The following is an 18,082-nucleotide window of genomic DNA, read 5'->3' as shown; positions in this document are numbered from 1 at the left end:
TCCTGTTTACCATTGGTGGCCTGACAGGCATCATGCTGGGTGTACTGGCCATTGATATTCACCTGCACGATACCTACTTCGTTGTAAGCCACTTCCACTATGTGATGATGGGTGGTACGGTGATCGCTGCTATTGGTGCATTGCACTACTGGTGGCCAAAGATGACAGGCAAGATGTACAGCGAAACAGTTGGACGTATTGCCTGTGGCCTGATTTTCTTCGGGTTTAACCTGACCTTCTTCCCACAGTTGATTCTGGGAAGCCAGGGCATGCCACGGCGTTACTACGATTATCTCGAAGAATTTGAGAGCCTCCACCAGCTTTCTACTTATGGATCCTGGGTGCTGGCCGTTGGCCTTTTCCTCGTGCTCGGATGCTTTATCCACTCGCTCATGAGAGGCAAGCCGGCTCCTTCAAATCCTTGGGGCGCTGCAACGTTAGAGTGGACACATGCAACGTCGCCACCTGACCCGCACAACTTCGTGAGCCCGCCAGTGGTTACACATGGCCCTTACGACTTCGACGCAGTTGACGATATTTTCCGCGATGGCGGTGACGGCTCTGCTGGAGACGGCGCCCCGGGCGTGCCAACCCCTGACGCACCTGTGCCGAGTTCAGGACAGGCTTCTTCATAACAGCATTATAAATTAGTTTCTGATGGCTTCAACTACTGTAGCAACCGAAGGGGCAGCCGACGCGCACGCTGATGCTGACCACCATAACGGTCACGACCATCCACATTACCTGCAGCACCACTTCGTGTCTGCCGAGCAGCAATTTGATGCTGCCAAAATGGGCATGTGGCTATTCCTGATCACGGAGATTCTTCTCTTTAGTGGGATGTTTGTTGCCTACACGGTGTATCGTGTCTGGCATCCGGAAGTATTTGCGCATTCGGCTGAATTGCTCGATTGGAAAATGGGTGGCCTCAATACGCTGGTGCTGCTTGCGTCATCGCTGACTGTTGCGCTTGCGATTCATAGTATTCAGAAAGGCAATCAAAAATGGCTCTTCTGGAATTTGATGCTCACCCTCGCCTTCGCCGGGGTATTTATGGTGGTCAAATTCTTCGAGTACTCGGCCAAGTTTGAGCATGGTATTTTCCCAGGTGCCGGCTTTGAGCCACATGGCGCTGGGTACGAAGCATACGATATTCCTTATGCACCGCAGTTCTTTAGCATCTACTTTATCATGACCGGCATTCACGGCTTTCACGTGCTCGTGGGCATGGGACTGATGACGTGGCTTGCCATTCGAGCCAAGCTCGGCCATTTTTCGAGTCAGTGGTACACACCGGTGGAATTGACCGGACTCTACTGGCATATCGTGGATATCATCTGGATTTTCCTTTTCCCGCTGATGTACCTCATTTAGCCTTGCCGGCTACCTCTACTCGAAATTGATTAATCTTTTTATCTGGATCTAACTCCATGGCACACGCAGAACATCACGACCATCATATCATCCCACTGAAACTCCTGTGGGCTGTTTTTGGCGGACTCGTGTTTCTTACCATCTTTACCGTTCTTACCGCTAAGTATGTTGATATCGGTCCGCTCAACTTCCCGTTGGCTATGGCGATCGCATTGACGAAGGCTTCGCTGGTAATTACTTTCTTTATGGCCCTCAAATGGGACAACAAAGTCAACGCGCTCATTCTGGGGCTTGGCTGTATCTTTGTTGTCGTATTCCTCTCATTTACCCTGTTCGATACTGCCTTCCGCGGCGACGTAGGGAATGTGGGTACCCAAACCATTATGGACGAGCAGCGCGCCGAAGAAGAATTGCTCATGCGTGAGCGCGTGTTGAATGGCGAGGTGATCGAAGCGCCGGCTGAGGCTACAGCAACCGAAGAAGCAGGTTCTGATCACTAAGTTCTTTTAGGCTGTGCGTTTGGCGCCAGTCATGTGTTTTATTAGCAGCCCCGCAACACGTTTGCCGGGCTGCTTTTTTGTTTGGAACTTGGGCTTTGCAGATTGGTCATAAAACCATGGCCCATCTTATACACCAGGTGAATGCGCTGAAGCAGAGAAATCCGGCACAACTTGTAACAAGGTGTTTAAATTTCTCTTTACAACTTGCATCAAATACATTTACCTGTTACAATTTAATCAAGCACTAATCTCACAGGCCATCCGTTAATGGGGGCAGCGTAATACAATGCTGACTTTCTTTACCTTATTTACGATTGTTGCCGTACCTATCCTCTTCTTTATGTTGACGTGGGTGGTGATTACTGCGTACAGGCTTTTCTTCCCGGAGGAGACTGCAGACCTTGATCTCGATCCTACCATCTTTCGCCGCGAAGCCACAGAAAAAGGGATTACCATTCCTGTTGGCGTCAGAGAAATCCGCGAGGACCAGCGCCATCAGTTTGTACAGCACGCTGACGCTTCCTACTTTTACGCCCACGGCGATTCTGAAGGACTCCCGTTGTCCTGGTTCGAAGATTTACACGACCGCCGTAACTAGGCTTTGTCGGAAAAAACCAAAATTAAGCACAGACAAAGCCGTATCCTGAGCGAATGCTAAGGATCTCTCCAGTGTTTTTTATCTTGCAGGGAAAGCCCAGTCCCATCGCCCATCTAGTAGCCACTTTGAGGCACGTACCTTTCTTTCAGGCATTCTTCGCATTTCTCCCTTCCAGAAGGTTGTACTTTTAGACTTCTAACTCATTACTGTTGTGGGTGAGTTGCATGACTGAATGACCACCAGCCTTTACAAGAGCATGAAGTATGTAAGTTTTGCTATCGTTGTGCTTGTTGTGGCACTGTTGCCGGCGTGTGCAAAAAAAGAAGCGACTGTGCAACCCCAAACGTTTGAGGCTCGCGGTATTGTAAAAGTGATTACTGATTCAAAATCGTACGTAAATATCGACCACGAAGACATCCCAGGGTATATGGATGCCATGGCCATGTTTTTTGCGGTGAAAGATTCAACAGTGCTCAATGGGATCGCCGTGGGCGATTCCGTTCAGTTTACCATTGCAATAGATGACATGGAGCCGGCTATTGTTTTATTAGAGGTTATCGAGTAGACACTATGGGCTGCATAACACAATACTCCTTCGACTTCTTACTGGCCTTGCGAGGGAATAATGACCGCGCATGGTTTGAAGAAAACCGCAGCACATACGAGCAATCGCACGCAGAAGCCCTTTGTTTTGCCGAGACCGTGATGCAAGCGTTGTCAGCTTTTGACGTGATGGAGCCCCGTTCTCCCCGTAAAACGATTTACCGTATCTATCGCGACATACGCTTTTCGAAAGACAAGACGCCCTACAAGGTGTATTGGGGAGGCTCATTCAAGCGCGCTGGTGCTTCACGCAGGGGAGGCATGGCTTTTCATATCGAGCCCGGTAACACCTACATCGGAGGTGGCTTCTGGGGCCCCAATAAAGATGACTTATTGCACCTTCGCCGGCAAATAGCCGCAGACGCAGAACCGCTGCGTGACGTGTTGGAAGGCAAGGCGTTTAAAAAATTTTTCGGGTCAATGGAAGGGCAAAAACTCAAAACTGCTCCTAAAGGGTTTGATAAAACACACCCGGATATCGACTTGCTCAACCATAAACAATTTCTCGTCAAACACACCTATACAGATAGTGATGTGCTTGCTGAGGGCTTCGAGCAGCAGGTTGCCATGGGCTTTTCCAAAATGCTTCCTTTCCTGGAGGTGATGACGGGCTACCTTACCACAGATATGAACGGTGAGTCTTTGTTGTAAAAGCGCCTGCACCGGACGCCCTTAAAAGGATGTAGGGGAAATCCTGAAAGTGACGTTGCAGGATGACGAAATGTTGAAGATCCAGATCAAATGGAACAGCGTCAGGGTTGCCTCGTTGCCACGGAAAAGTGCAGCATTTTCTTTGTTCAACCTGCTTTTGAAGCTTTTTTTGTATTGCGATATGATGCGTTCGGCTCTTCGTGCAGTTCCGTTACCTGAAACTTCGAGCATGCGCCGCCGGCATGTGTTTACGCTTGTTGCCCTTGGCTTTACCGTAGTTTTGCTTGGCTGGGGCGCCGTTGTCACCAGCATTGAAGCTGGGCTCGCTGTACCCGATTGGCCTACAACGTTTGATTCCATTGACCCCATCAACCCAACGCCCGACTGGTACAAAATCCCCCCTGTACTTGCTGAGCACGGGCACCGCCTGATGGGTATGATTGTAGGCGCGCTGACTTTGCTGCTCGCTTTCTGGACCTTTTTTGCTGATCCGCGTCCCTGGATGAAACGGATTGGGTTATTTGCACTGCTACTGGTCATCTTGCAGGGCGTACTCGGTGGATTGCGGGTGGTATGGATATCGCTTGACCTTGCTGTAGTACATGCCTGTACCGCACAACTCTTCTTTGCCACGTTGGTGTCGATGGCCTTTTTTACCTCAGGTTCATGGCTTCGGGCAGAAGGTGTGCTGATTGAGGGGGAGGCTGCAACGCGCTTTCGCCGGCTTTCTGTACTCACTGCAGTACTGCTCTACGGACAGATCATTCTGGGCGCTTTATTGCGGCATCGCGGAGATGGCGTAGATCCCATGTTGGCCGGCATCCACATGTTAGGTGCTGCCGTTGTTTTTGCCATGGTATTCATGACGATCAAAGCAGCGCGCCAGGCCGATCCCGAAAAGACGCTTGTATCCAAATTGTCCCACGGACTTGCCGGCATCCTCACCCTGCAAATAATCCTCGGCTTTGCGGCTTATTTTATTATTTTGAAAGACATTGATAGCATGCGCACTACGCTACAGGTTGTGCTCAATACCACACATATGGTCGTTGGTGCGCTTTTCTTTGCAACTACAATCGGACTCGTTCTGTTGGCTGCAAGGAAAGCGGTCCCCAAAGAAGAAACCGCCTGACTTTAAATCCACGTTACCTCGCGTAACCTGATCCCCTAGCCATCAAAGAGGAAATACTGATATGGCAAAGACGTTGAGCCTCCTCGTGATTGCCGCATTGATTTCTGTGGGATGTGCAGGAGAAAGCAGGGCGCCCGCTGCAAGCGAAGCATCTGCGCCGGTAACTGAAGCTGAAACCACATCGGATGAAGATCCGGTCGTCGCTGAAGGGAAAGCACTGTTTTCTGGAACGGCTATTTGTTACACCTGCCACGGCGCTGCTGGTGAAGGCTCTGATTTCGCACCTAACCTGACAGACGATGAGTGGTTGAATATCGAACCGCCGGCAGATATCGAAAAATTGGTAGCACTGATCAAAGTTGGCGTTCCTAAGCCCAAGCAGTATCCTGGTATGATGCCGCCGATGGGGCACCTCACCGACGACCAGTTGGGTGCTGTTGCAACGTATGTATTGAGCCTCAGTAACTCCTAGAGAGCTGTCTGGCTTGAGATGTTGAAGGAGAGAGCGGCGCGCCTGTTTTCTACTTTTTAGTGTTTACCAATTTCTGATACCTTTTATGGAAGCTGTATCCCAAGAATCTAAAAAAGGCGTCCGCCTCATTATTGCGATCAGTATGGTTGCGATAGGCTTTTTGTTCTGGCTGATTTACTTCAAAACGCCCTCTGCGCAGACGCTGGCGTTTGTCAAACATTTGCCGGCGGTGAATGCTTCGTTAAATGCGTTATGTGCAGCCTGTCTGGTTTGTGGCTATGTCTTTGTAAGGCGCAAGAATTACAAAGTACACCAGCGATTTATGGTTGCAGCGCTTGTATTCTCCGCGTTGTTTCTGGTCAGTTACCTCACGTACCACAATTTTCAAGGTGATACCCCCTACACAGGTGTCGGTGGAATTCGGGCCGTCTACTTTTTTGTCCTGATCACCCACATTGTGCTGTCCATCTTTTCGCTACCCATGGCGTTGATCACTGTGTTCTATGCTTCACAGGAACGCTTTACCAGTCACAGAAAACTGGCCAGGTGGACGCTGCCTATCTGGTTGTACGTGTCTGTTACCGGGGTCGTTGTGTATCTGATGCTGCACGTACTCTAGGTCGTGTAGACAATCAGCTTGTAAAATGCATAACGTGCCCTTTTTTGTCCATATCTGCGTTCCTTTTCGCGCCCGATGCGCTGCATCGAACACGAAAAGCGCTTTGATCTGAACAAAAATGTCATCGCATGCTCTTTTCCCTGCTAATTGTCTACACGACCCAGGCAGATACGCACTATTTTTCTAGCAGGGCAGGGATTTCTTTGACGAGGAAGGCAGCAAGTGCATCGTGGGCATTTTCCAGCGTCTGTTGTAACTGGGCGTCTTCTTTGTACATGTAGCCGGTTACGACTTTAACGATATTGCAGGGTTTGCCATAGGTTGCCGCGACGTACGCAACGGCATAGCCCGTCATGTCGCTCATGTCTGCAATCCGTTGCCAGTAAGACTGTTCAGTTTCTTCTTGCGGGGTATGGTCCTGCGTAACCAGCGTACCCTTTTCCATCGTGAAAGGTATTTCGAGCGGCATTCTTGGGTACGTAGGCGCTGATAGTTCGATACGGTCACCTTCAAATACCTGAGAAGCACCAACGAGGGTGCCCAATTTTAATTCATCGCTGAGTGACGTACAGGTACCAGGGTGAACGATGCGCTTGATTTTCTTCTCCGAGCGCAGGAGGCGTTCCGTCCGAAGCGCTGCCTTGATTTTTCCAACGCCGATGATGGTCACCAGGATATGGTCATCACTGACTATTTCACCTTCAGGCAGTCCGTCAAAACGGCCCCTTTCGTATTTTTTTAGAAAAGGACGGGCTTCCTGTTCTGTAGAAAAAAGAAATGCGATCATCGAACACAGAAATCTAGCTGGAGTTACATCAAATAAACGAGGGGACCTTCGGTCTTGTCCTGTTTCCTGTAAGACACTTTTTAAAGGAATGTCCTGCAGGTAAGGAGGTGCAAGATAGGTTACACAAAATTAAATCGCTTAATACGAGAACTGCTTAATTTTTTTCAGTGGTCTTTTGTGTTTTGACGTGAGCCGAATGAAAATTGTAGAACTACTTGATCGGGCAACCGAACCACTCATTTCTTACGAAATTGTCCCACCCAAGCGGGGGAGCTCAGCCAATCAGATTATGAAAATTGTATCGGATCTGGTTGAGTTTGAGCCGCCTTTTATTGACGTTACCAGTCATTCTGCGCAGGTTTATTACGAAGAAATGGGTGGTGGTACATGGAAAAAACATGTCAAAAGGAAGCGTCCGGGCACCCTTGGGCTTTGTGCAGCCATCAAACACCGGTTTAATATTGAGCCCGTCCCGCACCTGCTTTGTCATGGATTTACTCGAGAAGAGACGGAAGATGCGCTTATCGAATTGAATTATCTGGGGATCCAGAATATTATGGCGTTGCGTGGGGATGAAATGCAAGTGGAGAAGCGGGTGGATAAAAGCCGATCGATTAATCACTACGCTGGCGATTTGGTGGCTCAGGTAGATGATATGAATCAGGGGCATTTCCTGGAAGACATCATTGACGGTATGCCAACCAATTTTTGTGTAGGCGTTGCCGGCTATCCTGAGAAGCATTTTGAGGCGCCCAACCTTACCTGGGATATCCTAAACCTGAAACGAAAAGTAGATGCTGGGGCAGAATATGTGGTCACCCAGATGTTTTTCAATAACGATCACTACTTCAGTTTTGTGGAGCGTTGCCGGGAGGTAGGGATCACAGTGCCCATTATCCCGGGGCTCAAGATCATGACGAGTAAGCGGCAGTTACAAATGTTGCCGAAACGGTTTTTTCTTGAGATTCCTGAGGCGTTGGCTGCAGAGGTTGAAGAGGCTGACCCAAAGCACGTGGTAGATATTGGCGTGGAATGGGCGCTACGGCAGGCTGAGGAGTTGTTAAACGCAGATTTGCCTTGTGTGCACTTCTATATTTTGCAGAAGGCGGATACTGTGAAACGGGTTGTGAGCAAGCTGAAGGGGACTACACTGGCAAAAGGCTAAAAGGCCGGAACGCTTTGATGTGCGAGAGGGGCGAAGAAAGTGGACCGATTCCTTCGAGGTAAGGGGCCGATCCACTTTCTTCCTGACGATTGATCAGCCTCTTCTTTTTCCTTTGTATTTCAATATCTGTCTACGAAGCCGGCGAACGCAACGATCTATCGCTTCTTCATATGTAACCGCCTCTTCCTGGGCTACAAGTGAGTTACGCCGAACATTGACTGTGATTTCGGCGATTTTTGATCCGCCTGCGGCATTGTGTTTACTCAGGATTACACGTGCGTCGGTAATGCCATCGTAAAAGCGTTCAAGTTTGCCTACCCGGTTATTGACAAACGTCTTGAGCTTCTCGCTGGCACTGAAATGACGCGCTGTGATTCGAGTATCCATAAGCAATCCTCCTATGACATGATGTGGTGAAAAGGAATTTTGAAGACAAGGTGAAGACACAATAAGAAAATGTTATCAAGAAAAAAAGAGGGGATTTGCCCTTAAAAAGTTAGGGTACTCAGCAATGCCCTGTTTTTCTTGTTTTAGGGTCATTTTGTTAAATTTGTTGAAGTGATAGCTCAGGTAATGTTGCAATTTCGTTACGATTTGCGCAACATAGCCAGGTACAAATCTTCCCGCGATCGCATGGTTGCTTTGCCTTCGGCTGTATCATCCAGATATCCCATCAGATGGAGGAGGCCATGGACAACATACCGGCAAGCTTCTTCTTCAAAAGTAACCCCAAATTCTGCGCATCTTTCTGCTGCAGTATCCAGGTCTACATAGATCTCGCCGTCTACGGTTTGAGAGACCTCAGGATCGTTGAGGGGGAAAGAAAGGACGTCCGTATTGTAGTCGTGGTTCAGGTAGGAGACGTTGAGCTCGCGCACGGTAGCGTGGTCGCTCAGTACGATGCTGAGGTCTTCAAGGCTGAAGTTTTCGCCGGTGCACGCAAGTGCTACAAGCTTGTGCAAGGTGGTTTCTTCCAGGTGGCGTTGTGGATGCGTATTGGATACGACAATCCGGGCGTCGGTAGCAGAGGGGGGCACTACTTTAGATCCTGGAACAGCGTCTCTGTCATGGAGAGGGCAACGCTACTCATAATCATTTCAGGGGGGAGCTTTTCGAAGTCGGTAGACAACAGGCGCTCGTCAACATGGGCGTAGAGTGAGGAGAACGCTTCACGTTCTACAACCAGGCCACTTGTTCGGCCGGAATGCCGGGCAACAAAAATGATTTCTCCCAATTCCTGGCTGGAAATAAACCCTGTACATCCCTGCAATTGCAGGAAAGAATTTGGGGTAATGACAGAGACGAGGTTATTGGGCTGCCCTTCTGCAAGCTGCTCGGGCATTTCAAGCTCGGTCAGGATTTCCAGCGAAATCTTACGTCCACTTTCCTCATCAGATAATTCAAAACGCACCAGCTTATTGTCCTGCTTGGGTTCAACCCCGAGGACGGCTGCAATGCGCTCTATTTCTTCATCGGAAAAAGAAAAACTCATTGGTTTTCTACCGCAATATTCAACGATTCAGCACCATGGAAGGGAAGTTTGAGTACACGCATCTGGCATGTAAAGGTTGCACTTCTCCCATCCACCTCGGAAAATAGGTGCTGTATGCAGGAAAAACAATGAGCAGGGTGATGGTACAGGATAATCTGTGGGAGGGGAGCGTTACTCCGATAACATTACAGCAACTTCATGTTCTTCAATCGCTTCAGCATCTTCGTCCTCCTGCGGCGCTACATTGTGGGCGTGTAAGCCTTTAGGGCCCTGCACAAGGTCAAAATCCACAGTTTCGCCAGTACGAAGTGTCTTGAAGCGTTTTTCCGTATGAATCTGAGAGTAGTGTACGAAGATGTCGCTCCCGTCTTCCGGGTGTACTATAAAACCATAGCCTTTTTTAGCGTCAAACCATTTGACGATACCATTGTAAGCAGACATAGGGTGTGCCTCCTTTAAAAAATTGTGTCCGTCCGTCCTGTCCGAAGAGCAAATACTGCAGGACGCCCCGGGTGAAAGGGTGAGAGTTCAGGGTAATTATAAAACTCGACAGGAAATATCCCGCCAAGGTACTATTATATTGAGATTGTGTGAATCTGTCAACCTTAATGAAGCATTCTCTTACAATTAATTTTAATTCGTGTGAAAAATGACCGTTTTAAGCTGAAAAAGGGCTTTTTATTTTTTCATTAAAGGGGTAAAATAAAAAAGCCGGCCCCGATCTGGACAGATCAGAGCCGGCAAGCTTGAAAGCAGGGAGAGGCTATGCGTTAGTTGCCTGCTGCTGTATCACTGGCAGGGGCAGAGAAAAGCCGCTTGCTGTCTGCCTCAAATTCGGCCGCCGTTCTTCTATACGATTCATCACCAATTGCTTCTGCAATTTTGTTGGTGAAAGCTGCAGCGGCTTCGTAGTCACCTACTTCCATATAACCGATTTGCATCATCTGCATAAATCGGGCAGTTTGGTCGAGGGTTGTTTGCGTCTGGGCGCGCGTCAGGTTTTCCAGTACGAGGGGTTCTGCTTTCTGCCATATGTCGACCGCTTTCTCTTTCTCGCCTGCAAGCTGGAAAGCACGGGCCACAATCAGGTGCGACCGTTCCGTACCCGGTATCACTTCATAAGGAATCTTCTCCATCAGGAAGTCGAGCAATTCAACTGCGCCGGCGCGGTCACCTTGCATAAACATGGTTTGCGCCGTTTGGACAAACACATTGCGGTAGTTGTCAACCATGCGTCGGATGTTCTCATCATAATAAACATCCGGGTTGTTCAGGTTGGTAAGCTTGAACTTCTTGAGATTTTCTGCTGTGATGCTTGGGATGGCCCGGCCAAGCAGTTCGTTGTGCTTGATCGGCACAACGCGAAACGCCTGACCTTCGAGTTGGAAGTAATTCTCAAGGTCCAGCTGACCATCCTGGCTTACCGTTACAGCATAGTAGAACGGGCGCTGCCAGCCATTTCTGGCATTGGTGATCAGCATGTCGAGCAGTGCCTGGTCGGAGATATAGAGCAGGTTGAACTGATCGCTGTAAGGCCGGCCGTTGAGCTGCCACGTCATCGGAGACTCAAGCAGGCTTGTGTCTTCGATGGCAATGGGCACCTCGTTACCGCCTAACATTCCCTCGATGTCTACTGGCAGACTCAACTGATCGGGTTTCCAAGGCATGATTTCGAGGTTTTCGATGTGTTCATCAGACATCGAAATAGGCAGCGGTGCGGAGTCCCGCGAGTACTGGTTTTTCAACTGTTTGATGTACCATGGCGTGTTGAGCAGCGAGATATTTACCACGCGTACATCCTGGCGCTCACCTTCAACTTCCTGTAAGTACCACAGCGGGAAGGTGTCATTGTCGCCATTGGTTATCAGGATAGCGTCATCTTCGACACTCATGAGCATGTTGTACGCATATTCTGGTGCAACATATCGGCCTGAGCGATCGTGGTCTTTGTAATTCTGAATGGTCATCCAGAGGGGCACTGAGAGGAAGAGCAGCGCAGCTATGCCGTAGAGCGCATTGCTGATCATACCGCTTGATCGGCCTTCTTTGGAGGTTAGTGCCTCTAGCGCAAGTTGTAGCACGCCTGTGGCCCCAATGCCAACCCATATGCTAAAGGCAAAAAAGCTCGCCACATAGGAATAGTCGCGCTCGCGCGGTTGATAGGGCGTTTGGTTCAGGTATAGAATAATCCCTATGCCTGTGACAAAGAACAGGACAAAAACGCTGAAGGCACGTTTCCAGTCCCGCCTGAAATGGTAGACCCCTCCAAATAGTCCGAGTAACAAGGGCAGGGCAAAATAGACGTTGCGCGAATGCTTCTCGCTTGGGGATTGCACATATCGATCAGCACTATATTCAGGCGGATCTATAAAAGATATACCCGTTATGGCCGGCGCATCCTGTATGTCACTGGCCCTGCCAACAAAATTCCACAGGAAATACCGGAAGTACATGTTGTTTACCTGGTACTTCCAGAAATACTCTGAATCTGAGTCAAACTGGGCATAGTACCGCATGTGCAGCGGTGTTGGGGAATGCCGGCGTGGGAAGAGTACTTCTTCGTTCGGGTCAATTTGCTGCGTAGCGTTGTCAAACGTATTACCCGTAAGCAATGGCGTTGAACCGTACTGTTCGCGTTTCAAATAGGATACAATCGACTCAGCATCTTCCGGATCGTTTTCATCGATCGGTGGATTGGAGGCGCTGCGAATAAAGATCAATGCGTAGCTCGAGTAGCCAATAAACACGACCGCGATGCAGAGGAAGACCAGGTTGGTAACCTGCATGTTGCGCATATGGGTGAAGTACACGCCAAAAACGATCGCAGCCACAATGAATACGAGGGTCAGGGTAGGCGAAAAGCTTGAGCCAACAAAGCCGGGCAACCAGGTGATAATGCCCGGGTAGATCGCGAGAAAGCTTAAGGTTGAAACAGCGCCGGTGAGCAATATGCCCAGGATCATTGTTTGCCGATCTACTCCATCCCGGTAGAACTCGGTAAAGTAGAAAATCAGCGCAATGAAGAAAATGGCGAGCAGGTTCAACAAGTGAACCCCGATGGCGAGGCCAAAGAGATACGCAATCAATACCAGATAACGGTTTGCACTTAGGCCAAAGGGATGTTGTTTGCCTGAGGTGATTTGTTCTTCCTGCCGGGCCAATTCGCTCCACTTCATAATGAGCCAGACCACAATGGCGGTGAAGAACATTGAAAGGGCGTAAACCTCGGCCTCAACTGCGTTGAACCAGAAAGAATCCGTAGCGGCAAAAGTCAGGGCACCAATAAATCCGCCGGCGAGGATGGTGATTTTGGTGTGGAAAGATGGCGTTTTGCCGGCCCACTCCCGTGCAATGCGTACAATAATGAGGTGTGTAAGGAGCACTGTAAATGCGCTGGCAAAGACGGAAACAAGGTTTACAGCCAGTGAGATGTACTCCGTTGGCACAAACATCGAAAAGAACCGGCCCACGAGCATGTAAAACGGCGCACCAGGGGGGTGTGATACCTGGAGGCGGTTGGCTATGGCAATAAACTCACCCGAGTCCCAGAAAGAAGCAGTTGGGGCAACGGTGAGGAGATAAAGCACGAGGGCCCAAACAAATACGACCGTTGCTACAATGCGCTCTGTCAGTTTCCAGTTAACATTCATGGTTCTTTAGGAACGTGGATCGATATCCACTTAATTGACCAGTTCAACACCAGGACGAACTGTTGGATTAATGCCGGGACAAGGGAATGGACCCTGTTGCGGGCGACGACCAATGCCTAAACAGACGGGTCGATCGAACTAAAAAGAAGGCCAAAAGCCAAAAAAAGCTCGCGTTGCAACGCATTGCAGCTTCTATAGTTGCGCAATTAGCGTTTGCCGCCCACCACGATAACGAACTCACCCTTCACCTTATTTTTCTCCGAGAAGTATTTTTTTAACGCTTCGAGGGAGCCACGTTGAACTTCCTCAAAGGTTTTGGATATTTCACGGACCACGGCGGCAGGGCGCTCGGGGCCAAATGTTGCCTCGAAGTTAGTCAAAGTTTTCAGAATCCGGTGCGGAGATTCGTAGAAAACCATGGTGCGCTGCTCTTCAACGAGCTGCTTTAGCCGGGTCTGCCGGCCCTTTTTTACCGGCAGAAATCCTTCATACACAAACCGCTCGCAGGGTAACCCACTAATGGTCAGGGCGGGGACAATAGCTGTTGGGCCAGGCAGGGCTTCTACCTTGATGCCAGCTTCGATACACGCCCGCACCAGATAAAAACCAGGATCTGATATGCCGGGTGAGCCAGCATCTGATATCAATGCAACACGCTGGCCGGCCTGCATTTTTTCGATGAGTTGTGGTGCACGCCCCCGTTCATTGTGGTCGTGGTAGCTGGTGCGGGGAACGCGAATGTCGTAGTGGCCGAGTAGCTTTGCAGAAGTTCGCGTGTCTTCACAGGCAATCAGGTCAACGCTGTTTAACACGTCCAGTGCGCGGACCGTAATATCTTTCAGGTTGCCTATGGGGGTGGGGACCAGGTAAAGCATGCACTTTATTCTTCTTCAAGCTGCGTGGGTGCTGCCGGCTTTTTTTTGAACCACGCGCGGGCACGCAGGTCCAGCAGTACAAACGCTATCAACAAACTCGCGATGACCAACATTACAATATTGGCGCCCCACATGCCAACCCATGGTTCCAGTTTGCCGCGATCTGCAAGTTTTTCACCCTGTACGAGGGTCACCCAATAGAACATGAAAATACCCAGCGCTGTTGCGCCCACGGCGCCGAGGCCACCTCGTCGCATACTCAAGCCCAACGGGATGCCTATAAGCGCAAAAATGATACAGGCGACAGCAATAGAGTATTTCTTGTAAATCTCTACCTGGTACCGATTCGCCCGCTCAGACTCCCATTCAATGCTGCGTTTTACATTATCCACGTGCGTGCGCGCTGCGCGGACATTGTTTAAAGCTGCCTCATACACTTCCACCTGTTGCGGGCGGGTCAGACCGCGCAACGCAACCCGTCTGGTTTGAGCGTTCGGTTGTGAGGCCGGAGCTGTATTGGATGCTGCTGTGTTTGTTGCACCTGTGGTTTCTATTTGTGCTGCAGTTCGACCTTCGCCTGCTGCTGTGCCGTCTGCCGCTTCAGGTAGCGGTACAGGTTGATCGCTGGAGATCTCATAGGTTGAATCTGCAAGAAAGCGTAGGCCGGCACGCTGGATTTTTTCCCGATGGAGGCCAACGCTGGTATTGAGTGAATCCACATACCGGATCATCAGATGGCTCGGCATGGTGCGATCGGAACGGTACCCATCTTCAGGATCGCTGCGTTCGAAGCTGAGTTCAGACAGGTCGAGGCTGAGGTGATGCTCTTTGAATTTCAGGCGCTCATATCGCGGTACATCTTTACGGCTTTTTGCTGGGATAATGCGGTGCATTTCTCCGTTATGCAACACCAATTCAACGGTGTTGTTGTGTTCCTGGGGACGCAATTCACCGCGTTCAGCTTTAATGGTGACTTGTTGGCGGTTGCCGGCTGAGTAATCGAAAATCACCACGTCGATCATCTCATTGGATTCCGCTGGCAGCTCCTGGACAAGAATGCTGTAGTCGTCGATGCCATTATAAAAAACACCCGGTGACAGCTCAAAGCCAGGTTTTTTCTTGCGGATATCTTTCCAGAGGGTACTGGCCCGGTAATTGGCAGCGGGTAGAATATTGCTGTTGAAATTCCACATAAGTGCAGCCAGGAGGGTACTCACAATGAGTACCGGCCACATCAACTGCATCAACGACACGCCGGCGCTCTTTAAAACAGTGTAGACGTTGGCTTCTGCCAGTTTACCAAACGTCATCAGGGTCGCAATGAGCACCGACATCGGGACTGCGAGCACCACCATATAGGCTAGGTTGTAGATCACAATCTCAAAAATGACCTTCACCGGCAGGCCACGTCCGACGAGGTCTGGCAAATACCGGATCAGAAACTGCATGATCAACAGAAAAATGAGCGTTGCCAACCATCCCAGAAATGGGCCGGGCAGCATACGCAGGATTTGTCTGTGGATCTGTTTTACCATGATTAGAAGCAGGGATGCGAGACTTGTACTAAAACTATATCAACACGAACAACTTGTGCATTGTTGCAAGCAGGGCCGGCTCAAACACGGCGGAGGGTGAGCTCTGTGATTTCGGGGCGGATGCCAAAGCGAAGTGGCGGGCCAACAGTACCAAGTCCACGATTAACGTATAAAAACTGCTGCTGCCCCGTTGGCTCCCGTGGCTCCGTATAGAGGCCGGCCCAGCGGCTGTACATAAACCGGGCAAGGCTCCACCGGAGTGGCCCAACCTCGATACCAACCTGGCCGCCATGGGTGTGCCCGCACAACATGAGGTCGATTTGCTGAAAATTGGGCCGTACATGGTTGTCCCAGAACGTGGGGTCGTGAGCCAGTAAAATGTGGAGGTCCTCCGGGTTTTCAATACCTTCGAGTGCCAAGGGCAGGTCGGCGTATTGCTGGTTAAAACCTGTATTGTCTGTGCCCAGCAGGTGCAGCCGCTCGCCATCGAGTGCTATGGTCTGGCGGGCATTGACAAGCAGGTTAATCGGGCTGTTGCGGAGCCGATCAATAACCAGGGGTGTGTTTGCGTAATGGTCGTGGTTGCCAAGGCAGCCATAGACGCCAAGTGGGGCGTCCAAGCCGTTCAGCGCCGGCATGATTCTGATAAGCTCTTCATCGTTGTTGTTTACAAAGTCGCCGGTAATAGCGATTACATCCGGCTTGATGCCGCCAATGATGTCGGCCACTTCAAGCATGGGGCGCTGGCTGAAAAACGAGCCGGCGTGGATGTCTGACAGCTGGACTATCCGTATGCCATCAAATGCGCTGGGCAGGTTGGGCAAAGGGATGTCTATGCGCTGGACATTGAAGTCGTATAACGTGCGAAAAACGCCATAACCGGTTACAACATACGGTACGGTGCTGGCGCTCCACCCAATTTTGCCCAGGAATTCCCGCCGGCTGAGTCGTTTCATGTCGGTCAGGTCGAGCTGCTCAGCATCAGCAGGATTTTCGTTGCTCGTAACCCCAAGTTGCTCTTGAAACCACCGGAATAACCAGAATACCAGCCTGCCCAGATCTTTCAGGCCAAGGACAATCGCGATCACAAATTTAGGCAGGTAATAGAGGGCAAAGAAGCCGATGAAGAGCGCGCGGAACAGCTTGGGCTCAACTTCCCACCAACGCGAAAAGTAGAAATAGACCGGCAAGGCTGCCGGCATCAGATACATAAAGACGAGGTAAAACGGCCGCGTCCAGCGGAGCCGCGGAGCCGTTTGTAAAAAAGCTTTCCAGTGTTTGTATACATACCAGTCGACCACCAGTAACACGGCAACCAGCAGGCCAAAGATAAGCGCGAAATTTCCCATCTGAAGAGTTACGACCAGAAGGGCAACAGGTTCATGCAGGGAACAGGAAAGGGATTTAACAGGTCTTTCCTCGCAAGCAATTCAATGTATGGCGGACCAATTCTGCGTCAGTAAGTTACAAGTTTCGCAACCCGGCATATCTTATTAATTGGCTTGTATTAGCAAAACATGAATATTAAATCATTCACCTTCAATCCTTTCCAAACCAACTGCTTTGTATGCCACAGCAATGGCGAAGCAGTTATTATCGACCCTTCGTGTTATGAAGAGACTGAAGTGCAGGAAGTTTTGCAATACATTTCTTTCCAGGGCCTCAAAGTAAAACACCTGTTGCTAACCCACGGCCATATCGATCACATCTTCGGGTGCCAGGCGATGGTTGATGCGTTTGGGATGGGCTTTCAAATGCATGCAGCAGATGAACCACTACTCGCGCAGGCACCAATGCATGCCCAGATGTTCGGTACAGCGATGCCACAGCCGCCTGCGCCGGCTTCTTTTCTAACAGAAGACAATTTGATCAGTTTTGGTGGTGTAAAGTGGTCCATTTTACACACGCCGGGCCACTCACCGGGGTCGATCTGCTTTGTTGATAAAACGCACGGATTTATGATTGCCGGTGATGTTGTGTTTTACGACTCTATTGGCCGGACAGATCTGTGGCAAGGCTCTTTGCCGACCCTGATGCAGTCGATTTTTCAGAAAATCATGCCGTTTGAAGACAGCATGCAGATATTCCCGGGCCACGGACCGTCCACAACAGTAGGGCGGGAGCGGGTATCAAATCCTTTTTTGATTGAATATGGCGGGGCCGGCGCGCAGTAAATCGACCTGTCTTTTAAATCAGTGTAGTACGTAGCAGCTTATGACAGCAGACCAGCTAATTGGTAGTATCGGTGTAGGTATTTTGCTCCTGGCGTATGCCCTCAATGTAACGGGGAAGATTCCTAACAATGGGAAACTGTACGCCGGCCTCAATGTGATGGGCGCCGGCCTTGCTTGTTTAGCCTCCTGGATGATTGCGTATTACCCTTTTGTTGTACTCGAGGCCGTATGGACTGCCGTTTCTCTGGTGTCTTTCTTTCGTAATTCGGGAAAAGCCGGCGGGGAGTAAAATTTTAGTTTGGAAGCAAATCGTTGTATATGTGCTAAAAAAGCAGCATTTGGATGAAGGTTTAGGGCATAAGAAAATACCCTGAGAAAAGGCTGTAACAATTCTAGAGAAGGCCCCGTAGCCTCTGCTAAAATATTAGCACTTGCTGATTCTATTCACCCAGCAT

General features: G+C 49.9%; 21 protein-coding genes. 12 read left to right on the top strand and 9 right to left on the bottom strand.

From position 1 onward, the window contains the following. The 9 genes from AAF564_07710 to AAF564_07670 form a co-directional block, all read left to right on the top strand. A partial coding sequence (locus AAF564_07710; GenBank protein ID MEM8485421.1) for a cbb3-type cytochrome c oxidase subunit I occupies positions 1 to 635 on the top strand: 635 nt, incomplete at its 5' end. 22 nt (positions 636 to 657) lie between these two features. Then, positions 658 to 1,374 (top strand): cytochrome c oxidase subunit 3 family protein, encoded by a 717-nt coding sequence (locus AAF564_07705; GenBank protein MEM8485420.1) that lies wholly within the window; start codon positions 658 to 660, stop codon positions 1,372 to 1,374. 56 nt (positions 1,375 to 1,430) lie between these two features. Continuing rightward, the gene (locus AAF564_07700; GenBank protein ID MEM8485419.1) at positions 1,431 to 1,874 is read left to right on the top strand and encodes a cytochrome C oxidase subunit IV family protein; all 444 of its coding nucleotides are present in this window, start codon (positions 1,431 to 1,433) and stop codon (positions 1,872 to 1,874) included. 286 nt (positions 1,875 to 2,160) lie between these two features. After that, complete coding sequence (locus tag AAF564_07695; protein ID MEM8485418.1) at positions 2,161 to 2,472, top strand: hypothetical protein; 312 nt, start codon at positions 2,161 to 2,163, stop codon at positions 2,470 to 2,472. A gap of 256 nt (positions 2,473 to 2,728) precedes the next feature. Then, on the top strand, positions 2,729 to 3,037 hold the full coding sequence (locus AAF564_07690; GenBank protein ID MEM8485417.1) for a copper-binding protein: 309 nt from the start codon (positions 2,729 to 2,731) through the stop codon (positions 3,035 to 3,037). Between the two features lie 5 nt (positions 3,038 to 3,042). Then, a complete protein-coding gene (locus tag AAF564_07685) occupies positions 3,043 to 3,726 on the top strand; it encodes a DUF2461 domain-containing protein (GenBank protein MEM8485416.1) in 684 nt (227 codons plus the stop codon). A 70-nt stretch (positions 3,727 to 3,796) separates the two neighbouring features. Then, positions 3,797 to 4,858, top strand: coding sequence for a COX15/CtaA family protein (locus AAF564_07680; protein ID MEM8485415.1), 1,062 nt, complete (start codon positions 3,797 to 3,799; stop codon positions 4,856 to 4,858). Positions 4,859 to 4,919: 61 nt separating this feature from the next. Next, on the top strand, positions 4,920 to 5,330 hold the full coding sequence (locus AAF564_07675; protein ID MEM8485414.1) for a cytochrome c: 411 nt from the start codon (positions 4,920 to 4,922) through the stop codon (positions 5,328 to 5,330). Between the two features lie 85 nt (positions 5,331 to 5,415). Then, complete coding sequence (locus AAF564_07670) at positions 5,416 to 5,949, top strand: DUF420 domain-containing protein (GenBank protein MEM8485413.1); 534 nt, start codon at positions 5,416 to 5,418, stop codon at positions 5,947 to 5,949. A 175-nt stretch (positions 5,950 to 6,124) separates the two neighbouring features. On the opposite strand, the gene AAF564_07665 is transcribed toward AAF564_07670, so the two are convergent. Further along, complete coding sequence (locus AAF564_07665; GenBank protein ID MEM8485412.1) at positions 6,125 to 6,736, bottom strand: 5'-methylthioadenosine nucleosidase; 612 nt, start codon at positions 6,734 to 6,736, stop codon at positions 6,125 to 6,127. Between the two features lie 196 nt (positions 6,737 to 6,932). Here AAF564_07665 and metF point away from each other — a divergent pair, with 196 nt between their 5' ends. After that, positions 6,933 to 7,901, top strand: coding sequence for a methylenetetrahydrofolate reductase [NAD(P)H] (gene metF / locus AAF564_07660; GenBank protein ID MEM8485411.1), 969 nt, complete (start codon positions 6,933 to 6,935; stop codon positions 7,899 to 7,901). Positions 7,902 to 7,994: 93 nt separating this feature from the next. Here metF and raiA read toward each other — a convergent pair whose 3' ends face one another. The 8 genes from raiA to AAF564_07620 form a co-directional block, all read right to left on the bottom strand. Further along, positions 7,995 to 8,288, bottom strand: a complete 294-nt coding sequence (raiA, locus tag AAF564_07655; GenBank protein ID MEM8485410.1) for a ribosome-associated translation inhibitor RaiA — start codon at positions 8,286 to 8,288, stop codon at positions 7,995 to 7,997. Positions 8,289 to 8,488: 200 nt separating this feature from the next. Continuing rightward, on the bottom strand, positions 8,489 to 8,878 hold the full coding sequence (ybeY, locus tag AAF564_07650) for an rRNA maturation RNase YbeY (GenBank protein ID MEM8485409.1): 390 nt from the start codon (positions 8,876 to 8,878) through the stop codon (positions 8,489 to 8,491). Between the two features lie 59 nt (positions 8,879 to 8,937). Further along, a complete protein-coding gene (locus tag AAF564_07645) occupies positions 8,938 to 9,393 on the bottom strand; it encodes a hypothetical protein (GenBank protein MEM8485408.1) in 456 nt (151 codons plus the stop codon). Between the two features lie 171 nt (positions 9,394 to 9,564). After that, the gene (locus AAF564_07640) at positions 9,565 to 9,834 is read right to left on the bottom strand and encodes a cold shock domain-containing protein (protein ID MEM8485407.1); all 270 of its coding nucleotides are present in this window, start codon (positions 9,832 to 9,834) and stop codon (positions 9,565 to 9,567) included. Positions 9,835 to 10,163: 329 nt separating this feature from the next. Further along, the gene (locus AAF564_07635) at positions 10,164 to 13,043 is read right to left on the bottom strand and encodes a DUF2723 domain-containing protein (protein MEM8485406.1); all 2,880 of its coding nucleotides are present in this window, start codon (positions 13,041 to 13,043) and stop codon (positions 10,164 to 10,166) included. 206 nt (positions 13,044 to 13,249) lie between these two features. Continuing rightward, a complete protein-coding gene (gene rsmI, locus AAF564_07630) occupies positions 13,250 to 13,918 on the bottom strand; it encodes a 16S rRNA (cytidine(1402)-2'-O)-methyltransferase (protein MEM8485405.1) in 669 nt (222 codons plus the stop codon). 5 nt (positions 13,919 to 13,923) lie between these two features. Further along, positions 13,924 to 15,453 (bottom strand): LptF/LptG family permease, encoded by a 1,530-nt coding sequence (locus AAF564_07625; protein MEM8485404.1) that lies wholly within the window; start codon positions 15,451 to 15,453, stop codon positions 13,924 to 13,926. Positions 15,454 to 15,533: 80 nt separating this feature from the next. Next, positions 15,534 to 16,802: a metallophosphoesterase gene (locus tag AAF564_07620; protein ID MEM8485403.1), complete on the bottom strand. Its 1,269-nt coding sequence runs from the start codon at positions 16,800 to 16,802 to the stop codon at positions 15,534 to 15,536. Positions 16,803 to 16,970: 168 nt separating this feature from the next. Between AAF564_07620 and AAF564_07615 the strand changes: the two genes are divergently transcribed. Continuing rightward, positions 16,971 to 17,627, top strand: coding sequence for an MBL fold metallo-hydrolase (locus AAF564_07615; GenBank protein MEM8485402.1), 657 nt, complete (start codon positions 16,971 to 16,973; stop codon positions 17,625 to 17,627). A 40-nt stretch (positions 17,628 to 17,667) separates the two neighbouring features. After that, on the top strand, positions 17,668 to 17,916 hold the full coding sequence (locus AAF564_07610; protein ID MEM8485401.1) for a hypothetical protein: 249 nt from the start codon (positions 17,668 to 17,670) through the stop codon (positions 17,914 to 17,916). Positions 17,917 to 18,082 lie beyond the last annotated feature (166 nt).

The organism is Bacteroidota bacterium, from assembly GCA_039111535.1.
In the GTDB taxonomy this organism is placed as follows: Bacteria; Bacteroidota; Rhodothermia; order Rhodothermales; family JAHQVL01; genus JBCCIM01.
The sequence above is the reverse complement of the archived record's forward strand: the minus strand, read 5'-3'. Positions and strand labels throughout refer to the sequence as shown.